We start from the raw sequence: 12753 nt of genomic DNA, 5'->3' as shown, positions 1-12753 counted from the left end.
CTTTGGCGCAAAAAGCTAGAAAGGTTGATCTCACATGGCAAAACGTAAACTCGTGTTTATCGGAAACGGCATGGCGAGTATGAAATGTATCGAGCATATCGTAAAGAATCAGCCAGAACGCTATTCCATCACGATCATTGGAAAAGAGAAGCACCCGGCCTACAACCGAATAAAACTTTCATCGGTTTTACAAAAAAGTGAATCATTGTCTCAAATTGAACTAAAGCCAAAAGAATGGTACACCAAACATGACATCACCATCCAAACAGGCGAAGCAGTTGTCCACATCGATACAAAGCGTCAATTGCTCATGACAGAAGCACGCCGGAATATCCCGTATGACAAACTGGTTATCGCCACAGGCTCATCGCCTCATTTTCTACCTATACAAGGCGTATCCAAAAAAGGGGTCTATGCTTTTCGTACGATTGACGATTATGAGGCCATTTACGCTGATTCTTTACGCTATGAGCGTGCAGCAGTCATTGGAGGTGGTGTACTTGGTGTGGAAGTGGCCGCTGGTTTACAGATCGCTGGACTGAAGACAACCTTGATTCATCACACGGATTGGCTTATGCAACGCCAATTAGATGAAACCGCTGCAGGGCTTTTGTCTCAACAATTAAGTCGCAAGGGGATTCAGGTAAAAACAAATGCTCATACGATTGCATGTTTAGGAAACGAGAGAGTAGAAGGCGTTCTGTTAAAAAGTGGAGACATCGTGGATGCTGATCTCGTGGTTTTCACAACAGGGGTCCGTCCGAATATAGAGCTTGCAAAACAGCACGGCATTCATACAAGAAAAGCCATTGTTGTAAATGATGTCATGCAGACAAACGTTGAGAATATTTATGCTATTGGAGAATGTGCAGAGCATAAGGGAATGGTGCACGGTCTTGTGCAGCCTATTTATGAACAAGCAAACGTGCTTGCGAATCATTTATTAGATGAACTGGTCACGAATTTACCTCCTGCCATTTATTCAACAAAATTGAAAGCAAATGACATATCTATTTATTCTGCTGGCAGTATTGTAAACCGATCCCCCTCCGCTTCAGTGGTGACTTACTTAGATGAAGAACAAGAAGTATATAAAAAACTAGTGTTTGAACATGATGTGCTCACAGGCGTTGTATTAGTTGGTCAACTTGAGAGAGCTGAGCAGCTTTTGCAGGATGTAAAAGTGGGGCGTGATAAAAGCGTAGTCATGAAATCACTGAATGAAGAGCAGATATCCCCTTTAGATTCATTAAAAACAGAGGATCTCATCTGCCAATGCCACACGGTGACGAAGGGAGCGATATTCAAAAGCATATCGGTCCATCAGCTGACAAATTTAGAAGAGATAAAAAAACAGACAGGGGCCGCAACGGGCTGCGGAGGCTGTCAAGAGCTTGTTCGTGCCTGCTGCCATGTCTCATCAAATCAGCTAACGGAAGCACTGGACACGTTTTGCTCGTGCACAAATGTAGAGGAAGAGACCATTTTTTCGTATGTAAAAAAGCAGCAGCCGCTGAATGAAGAGCAAGTAAGAAGACAATTTGATTGGATGACAGATAACGGCTGTGACAAGTGCCGAGCAGCCATTCCATACTATCTTGAGCAGTTTCAAGATCTTTTCGTAAAAGACAGCCCATCAGATCATGAGCACATACTAATGCCTCAGTTATATGGTGGCCGTCTTGATCTGACATTTTTACAGATGATAACCGGATTATTAGAGCAAAAGCAAATTCAGCACGTAGAACTAACGGAGAATAAACGAATTCGGCTGATCGGTATTTCACAAGAGGCCGACCATATTGTAAAAGAACATGGACACATCATGCCACAAGAAAGCAAGAGACTTTCTCATGTTCTATCATGTGATTGTCGTCACGATCCATCTGTCACAACACTTGTCATGGAGATCGAAAGACAACTAGAAAACACGCTTTTACCTGCAGTCACATCGATTCATATCGCTGGTCCTTCCTGCGTATGTCATTTCAGCCCCATCTATGACATCTGCATCAAGAAGCAGCTGGATGAATGGGACATTTATATAGGAGGCAGCATACGTCAACCTAAGGCAGGTCAGCTTTTTTATTCTGTGAGCCGAACGGATGAGCTGATTCCTTTTTTAAAAGCACTGCTTGAAGACTATAGAAAACGTGCATATTTTCAAGAATCTATTGGAGACTGGATCCAAAAAAACGGCATCATTTCCATCCGAGAAAAATTGCTCGATGAGGAAATGAGAGAAGAGCTCTGCGAGCAATTTGAGCAAAGTAGACAAAAGGGTGTGAATGTATGAATCAATCTTTTTTACAATATGTGCAGCAAACATCAGAGCAGCAAGAGCGAAAAAGGGTGTTCCCATCTCAATGTCCGTTTTGCAGTATGCAGTGCAAAATGCAATTAGTCGAGCAGCACGCAGAAGGGCGAACACGCTACCAGACGATAGGTATTCATAATCCAACCACGTTCGGCAGGATCTGTATGAAAGGGCAGCATGCCCACCAGCACGCACTGCACAAGGAACGATTGAATCACCCCCTCATCAAAAGAAACGGTCAATTTGTCAAAGTGACTTGGCAAGAGGCACTTGACGAAATCAAAGCACGCACTCAAACCCTTCAGACGGAACATGGGAACGATGCTATCAGTGTGTATGGTAGTGCATCGATTACAAATGAAGAAGCTTATTTACTCGGAAAATTTGCAAGGGTCGCCCTTAAAACGAAATACATTGATTACAATGGAAGACTGTGTATGTCTTCAGCAGCAACAGCAGCTAACCAAACATTTGGACTTGATCGGGGTCTAACCTTTCCGCTTCGTGACATCAAGCATGCCCGGGTTTTACTATTGGTTGGAACCAATATAGCGGAATGTCAGCCGACCCTCATACCGTATTTGGAAGAAGCTAAAAAGAACGGGGCATTTCTCATCGTGATCGATCCGCGAAAAACAGCAACAGCCAAACTAGCTGACTTACATGTCAGCTTAAGGCCTGGGTCAGATGCTGCACTCGCAAATGGAATCTTACACGTCATGCTTCATGAACAGTTACTAGACGAAGAATTTATTAAAAAACGAACATCAGGTTTTCAAGAAATGAAACAGCATATTTCACACATGTCCCTGCAAGACATTACGCAGCAAACCGGTGTATCGATGAAAGTCATTCAAAAAATAGCGAGAAAATTCGCCCGCGAAAAAACAGGCATGATTCTGACTGCAAGAGGCATTGAGCAGCAAATAGACGGGACAGCATCCGTTCGTAATTTCCTGAATATTCTGCTTGTTACTGGGAAGATTGGCCGGATTGGGTGTGGCTATGGTGCCATTACTGGGCAAGGAAATGGACAGGGTGCAAGAGAGCATGGACAAAAAGCAGATCAGCTTCCTGGTTACCGTGATATCACAAACCCAGTACATAGAAAAGAAATGGCCGAAATATGGAAGATCGATGAAAAAGAACTGCCTGGAAAAGGTGTATCTGCTTTTGAAATGTTTGAAAAAATGCAGAAAGGAGAGATAAAAGCGCTCTTTTTAATGTGTTCTAATCCTGTTCAATCAGGTCCGCATGCAAGCTTTATCAAAAAAGCCATCGAGCAGCTGTCCTTTTTTGTCGCAATTGATTTATTTATCTCTGAGACGGCTGCACTCGCAGATGTTATTTTACCAGCTTCGTCATATTTAGAGGACGAAGGGACCATGACGAACATAGAAGGACGCGTTACGCTGAGAGAAGCAACCTATCCACTCAAACACCAAAGAAAGCACGATTGGCAAATCATTTGTGAAATAGCAGCAGTATTAGGCAAAGGCGGCTCTTTTTCTTTTTCATCTGCAGAAGACATCTTTGAGGAATTGAGAACAGCAACGAAAGGAGCCAAAGCCGATTATTCCGGTATGACCTATGACAGGTTAAGGAAGACGCAAGGCATATTATGGCCCTGCTCTCATTTGGAAGACCGAGGAACAGAAAGACTATTTGAGCATCAATTCTCACATCCTGATAAATTAGCAAAATTTGCAGTCGTTGCACATGGACAACAGGGTGCAAAAGAACCAGTCAGTCCAGAATATCCACTCTATTTAACGACCGGCAGGGTGATGGCTCATTACCAAACGGGCGTTCAAACAAGAAAAAGCACCTCTCTTGTTGCCCGGCAGTTTGAAGCTTATGTAGGGCTTCATCCTGACACAGCCGAAGCTTATGGACTTCAGCACGGGGAGCTCGTCACCATCCAGTCAAAACGAGGTAGTGTCATCATGAGGTGCCACATAACAGATAGCATCCGAAAAGATACTGTGTTTGTTCCGTTTCACTGGAATAAACATCAATCAATTAACCTATTAATTGGTAAACAGTTAGATCCACACAGTAAAATGCCAGGTTTTAAATATTGTCCTGTACAGCTGTCAGCCTACAAGAATTGAAAACTATGTGAGAAATTTTAACATGTATTTTCCATCTTTGTTTAGATTATGGTACTTTCTAAAAAACGATCACATGAGGGGTGTTTTTCATGAAAGAAAAACTCGTATTAGTAGGGAATGGTATGGCTGGTATCCGAACGCTCGAAAACATTTTAAAAACAGACAATGAACGATTCGACATGACTGTATTTGGAACTGAGCCGTATCCTAACTATAATCGGATTCTTTTATCGAAAGTTCTCCAAGGGGATACAAAGACAGAGGATATTACGTTAAACGATTGGAATTGGTACAAAGAACATCATATTCAGCTGTTTACAAATGAGACCATTGTGAAGATCGATCCAGACAATCAAACCGTTATGAGTGATCAAGGACGGACCGTGCATTATGACCGTTTAATTTTAGCGACAGGGTCCCTCCCGTTCATCCCGCCCATTCCAGGGAGCGATAAAAAAGGGGTAACAGCTTTTCGTACATTACAAGACACAGAGGAAATGGTCAAAGCATCTATGATGTACAAAAAAGCAGCCGTCATTGGAGGCGGGCTCCTTGGACTTGAAGCCGCGCGTGGTCTACTAAACTTAGGAATGGAAGTGACCGTCATTCATCTTGGCTCTCATCTAATGGACCGGCAGCTCGATCCGGTGGCAGGTCAGCTTCTGCAAGCAGCTTTAGAAAAACAAGGCATGAGCTTTCTATTAGGAAAACAGACAAATGAGATTTTAGGAGATACAAGGGTAGAAGGGCTAACATTTTCAGATGGTTCTACATTAGAGACAGATATGGTGGTCATGGCAGCAGGAATTAAACCGAATCACAAGCTTGCCGAAACGAGCGGCATTGAAGTGAACCGGGGGATTATCGTCAATGATTTCATGGAAACAAGTGTCCCGCGGATTTACGCAGTCGGAGAATGTGTTGAACATAGAGGACAAACGTACGGTCTTGTTGCGCCATTATACGATCAAGCAAACGTGCTTGCGAAGCATGTTTGTGATATGGCCCCGACGCCTTATGAAGGATCTGTACTATCGACACAGCTAAAAGTATCAGGGGTTGATGTATTTTCAGCTGGAGATTTTATCGAAAACGATGAGAAAAAAGCGATTAAAATTTTTGATGAACAGCAAGGTATTTATCAAAAACTAGTCTTCCAGCAAAACCGATTAGTCGGCGCCGTCATGTTTGGAGAAACAAGCGATGGACCACGTTTATTCTCGTACATTAGAGAAGGTGTTGATATGTCAGATATGGAAAAAGTATCTGTCTTAACATCAAATGAGCTGGCGCAAGAAAACACGATTGAACAAATGGCAAACGACCATATCGTTTGTGGCTGTAATGGTGTCTCAAAAGGTCAAATAGTGGCAGCTATTCAAAAAGAAGGCCTAACGACTATACAAGAGGTCAAGCAATGTACAAGTGCTTCTCGGTCATGCGGAGGCTGCCAACCTGTTGTGGAAGAGATTTTATGGCACACTTTAGGCGATGATGCAAACCGCACTGCGCAAAAAGAAACCATCTGCGCCTGCACCACCTTATCAAGAGATGAAGTGATTCATGAAATAAAAGAGAAAGGTTTGCAGCATGTCAAAGAAGTGATGAATGTACTTGACTGGGAAACAGAAGAAGGCTGTTCAAAGTGCCGGCCTGCACTGAATTACTATTTAGGGATGATGTATCCGCTTGACTACAAAGATGAAAAAAGCTCGCGATTTGTGAATGAACGAATGCATGCCAACATCCAAAACGATGGTACCTATTCGGTCGTTCCACGTATGTACGGAGGCGTGACAAATGCTAATGACCTGAGAAAAATAGCGGATGTCGTTGACAAATATGAGATACCGCTTGTGAAAATGACTGGAGGGCAGCGAATCGACCTTTTAGGTGTCAAAAAAGAAGATTTACCAAAAGTATGGGCTGATTTAGATATGCCGTCTGGTTATGCTTACGGAAAATCATTAAGAACCGTCAAAACTTGTGTTGGAGAACAATTTTGCAGATTCGGAACGCAGGATTCCATTTCTCTTGGGATCGCACTTGAAAAGAAATTTGAAGGACTTGCCACACCGCACAAAGTCAAAATGGCCGTATCAGCCTGTCCAAGAAACTGTGCTGAATCTGGGATTAAAGATCTTGGCATCGTAGGTATCGATGGGGGATTTGAATTGTATGCTGGCGGGAATGGAGGGACACATTTACGAGCTGGAGACTTATTAATGAAAGTAAGTACAGCAGAAGAAGTAGAACAAATGGCCGCAGCCTACCTTCAATATTACAGAGAAACCGCAAATTATTTAGAGAGAACATCCGCTTGGGTTGAACGGCTTGGATTGAATCATATCCAAACGGTACTGCTAGATGACAAGAAACGTGCAGCATTAATCGAAAGAATGGACATCGCACTTTCAACTTATGAAGAACCGTGGCAAGAGATTCGAGAGAACGAAACAGAAACAAGACAATTATTTCAAAAGGCAACTGCTTCCGTCTAAATCAATTGAAGGGATGAGATCAGATGACAGTTTCAATTGTAAAAGTTCATATTGGTACAATATCAGATTTCCCGTTGCAGCTAGGGAAAACAGTCGCAGCCGGTCCACTTGAATTAGCTGTTTTTCAAACCTCTAACAAGCAGTTCAAAGCCATTGAAAATCGCTGTCCTCATAAAGGCGGTGTACTAGCTGAAGGAATGGTGAGCGGAGATCATGTCTTCTGTCCAATGCATGATTGGAAAATCAATCTTTCATCAGGAAATGTTCAAGAACCAGATCATGGATGCGTGAAAACATATGAAGCATTGGTTGAGGGAGACGACGTCTTTATTTTACTGCCTTCATAAATGGTTTAGAACCTTCCTTTCCTGTACATGCTTGTAAGTACATGCAGTGAGAAAGGAAGGTATATGTGTGCCATTTTTTAATATTTTGATTGAACTCTTTATCGGATTTTTCGCTTTATTTTCCATTACAAAGCTATTAGGGAAAACACAATTTGCACAAATCACGCCGTTTGATTTTATTTCTGCACTGATTTTAGGGGAGATGGTCGGTAACGCCATTTTTGATCCAGAAGTCAGCGTGCTACATATCCTTTTTGCAGTTGCAGTCTGGGGCGTTTTAATCTACACAGTTGAATGGCTTTCACAAAAATTCAAATCCATTCGCGCCTTTTTAGAAGGAAGACCGACTCTTGTGATTGATAAAGGAAAGATTCACTACAATCGATTAAAGAAAAATATGCTCGATTTAAATCAGCTGCAGACACTGATTCGGGCGAAAGGGCATTTTGCTCTTAATGAAATTGAATTTGCCATTTTGGAAACGGATGGGTCTGTGAGTGTGCTTCCGAAAATGAAATATGCACCAGCTACAGCCGAAGATGTGAACGTGAAAGGAAAAGAAGTCACATTGCCTAGAACGTTTATTATCGACGGAGAGATTTTAAAAAAAGATTTAAAGGAAGCTGGATTTGATGAAGCGTGGCTGAGAGAGCAATTGAAAAAACAGCACATATCCTCCTATAAAGACGTCCTATTTTGTGAATGGATTGAAAATGAAGGAATTTATGCGATGAAATATGAAAAAACATCCACAACCTAACACAGTGGATGTTTTTTTGTGTTTTTTTGTTTTATAACTGAATAGGATCAAAAAGAATACGTCAATGAAAACGTTCACAATATAAGGGGGAGATGTGTGATGAAGTATGGAAAACGACTGCTGATGATGGTATTGGCCTTACTGCTTTTTGACTCAGCTTATGCGCAAGCAGCTGGACACAACCATCAAACAAACCGCGTGCTTATTGTCGACCAAAAAGGAATTGGGACATTTCGAACGGTTCAATCTGCCATTGATGCGATACCAGTGAACAATCAACAGCAAACGACGATATATATTAAAAATGGTGTGTATAAAGAAAAGATTCTCCTTCCGCAAAATAAGCCGTATGTGTCCTTTATTGGAGAAAATCAGTATCAGACGATTCTGACGTATGATGATACAAATGCAAGCAGCGGTAGCACAACCAATAGCTCTAGTACAATGATTCGGGCAAATCATTTTTACGCAGAAAATATCACGTTTCAAAATACAGCTGGCCGAAACGCAGGGCAGGCGGTTGCCCTTTATGTATCCGGGGACCGGGCTGTGTTTAAACACGTACGTGTTCTCGGTTATCAAGATACACTTTATGCCACAGGCACAGGGAGACAATATTATGAAGATTGCTATATCGAGGGCACGGTTGACTTCATCTTTGGTTCAGCAACGGCTGTATTTAAAAGAGCTGAAATAAAAAGTCTTGGAAATGGATATATTACAGCGGCATCCACAACAGAAGCGCAAAAGTATGGCTACGTTTTTATTGATTCCACGTTAAATAAAGGAACGTCTGCGTCTCAATCTGTGTACTTAGGCCGTCCGTGGAGACCTCATTCGGCTGTCACGTTCCTCCAAACAAAAATGGATGAACATATTAAAGCTGAGGGATGGCATAACTGGGAGAACAAAGACAACGAAAGAACGGCTAGATATCAAGAATATGGATCAACGGGCGCAGGGAGTCATGTGGCAAACCGGGTGAAGTGGTCAACGATATTAACAAAAAACGAAGCAAGTCAAATCACCGTTCAAGCCGTGCTTAGCGGAAGCGATGGCTGGAATCCTGAAAAAAGGTAAAAGAGGCTTGTCAGTTTTCGTCAAAGAAAGCTGACTTTTCTGTTTAAAAAACCTTTGAGAACAAACGTTCTTTTGTGTATAATGAACATAATCTGCTAAATTTGGCTGCTTTTCTAAAAAGGAGGGATTGCGTGAAACGTTTCTCACAGGTCATGTTTTTACAACTATGTATTTTGTCGATGTTATTTCTCCCTTTTTCAGTGAAAGATGAACAACTAACAGCTCATGATGATCAATCAAAATGGATCACTTCTTTAGACGAATTCATTCGAACAGCACCTGATTTAGAGGGCGCAATTGCTGGCATCAGCGTACGCGATACTTCTGACACTTCTCTTCTTTATGAACATCAAGCGGACATCCGTCTGACTCCTGCTTCTAATATGAAATTACTCACATCTGCTATCGCACTCGATCTACTGGGTGAAACACACACTTTTCCAACAGACGTTTGGATAGATGGTTCAATTCACAAAAAAACATTGCACGGCAATCTTTATCTCCGAGGCTCTGGAGACCCGACATTGTTAGAAAGCGATTTTGCCGCATTAGCCAAACAAGTCAAAAAGGCCGGAATACATACGATTCGTGGACAGCTTGCAGCTGATGATACTTGGTTTGATGACACAAGGTATTCCATCGATCTGCCGTGGAGTGATGAAGATCAATATTACGGCGCTCAAATATCTGCTCTTACTGCTTCACCGAATGAGGATTATGATGCAGGGACGATCATTCTCGAAGTTAAGCCGGGAAAGAAAGCAGGGCAGAAGGCCAGCTATGAGATGATCCCGAAGACTGACGTCGCTCAAGTTGTCAATCAAGTGAAAACTGTGCCAGAAGGCGGAAAGAAGAAAATATCTTTTAAACGCTCTCACGGTACAAACAAAATTACACTGACTGGAACGATTCCGCTAAAAGCATCCTCGTCTAAACAATGGGTCGCATTATGGGAACCGACAACGTATGCTTTAGACTTAATGAAACGAGCATTAAAGGCTGAGGGGATTCAGCTGAAAGGACCACTCAAAACAAAACAAGTTCCTAAAAAAGCGAAAAAAATCGCTTCCCATACATCAATGCCTTTATCCGATCTTCTTGTTCCGATGATGAAATTAAGCAACAATACACATGCAGAAATTCTGTTAAAAGAACTTGGGAAGCGGGTAAAGAACAAAGGGAGTTTTGACAAAGGGCTTGACGTGCTGAATGAACGTCTTCCTGCCTATGGCATAGATGCATCTATGACTGTGTTGAGAGACGGATCAGGCATATCACCGATTAACCTTGTTTCTGCAAATCAATTCACGTTATTTTTGACAAACATTCAAAAGGAAAAATGGTTTAACACCTATGTCCATGCACTTCCGTTAGCTGGGGCAAGTGAGCGTATGGTGGGAGGTACATTAAGAAATAGATTGAAAGAACCAGCTACACTAGAAAAAGTGCGTGCAAAAACAGGTACACTATCAACGGTCAGCACACTATCTGGATATATTGAAACGCAGAGTGGAAAAACGCTTGCTTTTTCCATCTTATTGAATCATCTCGTTGATGACGAAAAAGGAAAAGAGATAGAAGACCGCATTGTCAGCATGTTAGCTGAGGATCTTTAGACAGAGAAGGAGAACCATCATGACGTTAGATAATAATCAATCTTTAGTAAAAACCATGTCGATCTTTCTAATTCCACTTTTATTAAGCAATATTTTGCAATCAATTGGACAGCTTGTTTCCATTGTGCTTGTCGGTAGATGGATTGGAGAGGATGCAGTAGCTGCGATTTCGGCATTCTTTCCACTTTTCTTTTTACTTGTTTCTTTTTCCATTGGGATTGGATCAGGGAGCTCGATCCTGATTGGACAAGCATACGGAGCAAAAAATGATCAGAGGTTAAAGGAAATTATCGGTACAACGCTTTCGTTCACCTTTTTAATCGGACTTTCTTTAGCTGTCATTGGAGGTTTTTTTGCCACAGATATTTTACATTTGATGGGGACACCTGCAAATATTGTGGAGGAAAGTGCGGCATATGCCAGAATCCTATTCATCTCCATGCCCATCTTATTTCTTTATTTTGTCTATACAACTTTTTTACGAGGAACAGGAGATTCGAAAACTCCATTTTATTTCTTAATGATTAGTACAGGAACAAATATTTTACTGCTACCGATCTTATTATTCGGCTGGCTTGGTTTACCGGCATTTGGTTTATATGGTGCTGCGTATTCTTCTGTGATTTCTACAATCGTTACGTTTATCATTCTTCATATCTACCTTTATAAAACAAAGCACCCGCTGCGCATTGATGCGTCGGTTAGAAAGCATCTATTGATGAAAGGGGATTTATTAAAAACGCTATTAAAGTTAAGTATCCCTTCTAGTATTAATATGATTCTCATTTCTTTATCAGAAATTGCTGTCATTTCTTTTGTCAACGATTATGGATCACAGGCGACCGCAGCTTATGGCGTTGTTAACCAAGTCGTAAGTTATGTACAGATGCCCGCAGTGAGCCTTGGTATTGCTGTTTCTATCTTCGCCGCACAATTCATTGGCGCAGGAAACATGAATCGTTTGAAAGATGTCATTAAAATTGGGCTGGGGCTAAACTTTGCGATAGGCGGATTGATTATTATTTTCGTCTATATTTTCGCACCACAAATTTTATCTATCTTTTTAACAGATCCTGCAACAATTGATGTTGCATATAGTTTGGTCGTGATCACCCTATGGAGCTATCTCATTTTTGGAACAGCACAAATCGTTGCAGCCACAATGAGAGCAAGTGGCACAGTTCTATGGCCGACCATCTTTAGTATTTGTTCCATTTGGCTTGTTGAAGTACCAGTGGCTTATGTGCTATCACACCATACATCGCTTGGGATCAAAGGAATATGGATAGGATATCCTGCAGCCTTTTTTGTAAACTTATTGCTCCAATACAGCTATTATCGACTGGTATGGAAGAAAAAGCAGATCGTTGCACTTGTCCAATCATAATGTGAGCCTATCATCTGGCATATACATACGAAGATCGATTACTTTGTAGGGGGTCTGATCTTCTATGTTTTTAAATCAAAGAAGTGAGCTCAGTTCGTATGATATCGGTGACTTCACTTATGCCGGACCAGATTTTCAAGTCTTGACGTGGGGAGAAGGAACAACGCTGAATGTAGGGAAGTTTTGTTCCATCGCAAACGAAGTAAAAGTTTTTCTTGGTGGTGAACACCGAACAGATTGGGTCACCACATATCCCTTCAATCAAATTTTCACAGATGCTGCCCATATTAAAGGACATCCACGATCAAAAGGGGATGTGTGTATAGGGCACGATGTTTGGATTGGATATGGAGCAACAATCATGTCAGGAGTACAGATAGGAAACGGGGCAGTCATTGGAGCAAATAGTCTGATTACAAAAGATGTGCCTCCATATGCGATTGTCGCAGGGAACCCGCAGCGGCTCATGAAATATCGGTTTTCTTCGGATATCATTGAAAAACTTCAGTTATTAGAATGGTGGAATTTAGAGTTTTCTTTCATACAGTCTATTTTTCACCTTTTGCAATCTCCTGATATTGACCATTGTATAAGCGTAATTGAAGATAGAAAAAAGAAAGGCTGACAGAGC

9 protein-coding genes are annotated in these 12753 nt (G+C 41.6%); all 9 read left to right on the top strand.

All coding sequences use genetic code 11. The features are described 5' to 3' along the window. The first annotated feature begins 34 nt into the window (after positions 1-34). On the top strand, positions 35-2296 hold the full coding sequence (gene nirB / locus ID12_RS14050; RefSeq protein WP_025207474.1) for a nitrite reductase large subunit NirB: 2262 nt from the start codon (positions 35-37) through the stop codon (positions 2294-2296). Next, a complete protein-coding gene (gene nasC / locus ID12_RS14045) occupies positions 2293-4431 on the top strand; it encodes an assimilatory nitrate reductase catalytic subunit NasC (protein WP_025207473.1) in 2139 nt (712 codons plus the stop codon). The genes nirB (ID12_RS14050) and nasC overlap by 4 nt, the downstream gene beginning before the upstream one ends. Positions 4432-4520: 89 nt before the next feature. Beyond that, a complete protein-coding gene (gene nirB, locus ID12_RS14040) occupies positions 4521-6932 on the top strand; it encodes a nitrite reductase large subunit NirB (RefSeq protein WP_017358862.1) in 2412 nt (803 codons plus the stop codon). Between the two features lie 23 nt (positions 6933-6955). Next, positions 6956-7279: a nitrite reductase small subunit NirD gene (gene nirD / locus ID12_RS14035; protein ID WP_008346593.1), complete on the top strand. Its 324-nt coding sequence runs from the start codon at positions 6956-6958 to the stop codon at positions 7277-7279. A 67-nt stretch (positions 7280-7346) separates the two neighbouring features. After that, positions 7347-8039 (top strand): DUF421 domain-containing protein, encoded by a 693-nt coding sequence (locus tag ID12_RS14030; protein WP_008346595.1) that lies wholly within the window; start codon positions 7347-7349, stop codon positions 8037-8039. A gap of 99 nt (positions 8040-8138) precedes the next feature. After that, a complete protein-coding gene (locus tag ID12_RS14025) occupies positions 8139-9119 on the top strand; it encodes a pectinesterase family protein (protein ID WP_025207472.1) in 981 nt (326 codons plus the stop codon). 131 nt (positions 9120-9250) lie between these two features. Further along, the gene (gene dacB, locus ID12_RS14020) at positions 9251-10735 is read left to right on the top strand and encodes a D-alanyl-D-alanine carboxypeptidase/D-alanyl-D-alanine endopeptidase (protein ID WP_008346599.1); all 1485 of its coding nucleotides are present in this window, start codon (positions 9251-9253) and stop codon (positions 10733-10735) included. 19 nt (positions 10736-10754) lie between these two features. Next, positions 10755-12122 (top strand): MATE family efflux transporter, encoded by a 1368-nt coding sequence (locus ID12_RS14015; protein ID WP_008346601.1) that lies wholly within the window; start codon positions 10755-10757, stop codon positions 12120-12122. A gap of 64 nt (positions 12123-12186) precedes the next feature. Then, a complete protein-coding gene (locus ID12_RS14010; RefSeq protein ID WP_008346603.1) occupies positions 12187-12747 on the top strand; it encodes a CatB-related O-acetyltransferase in 561 nt (186 codons plus the stop codon). Positions 12748-12753 lie beyond the last annotated feature (6 nt).

The sequence above is a fragment of the Bacillus altitudinis genome (genome assembly GCF_001191605.1).
GTDB lineage: Bacteria > Bacillota > Bacilli > Bacillales > Bacillaceae > Bacillus > Bacillus altitudinis.
This window is presented reverse-complemented; position numbering and strand designations above follow the sequence as displayed.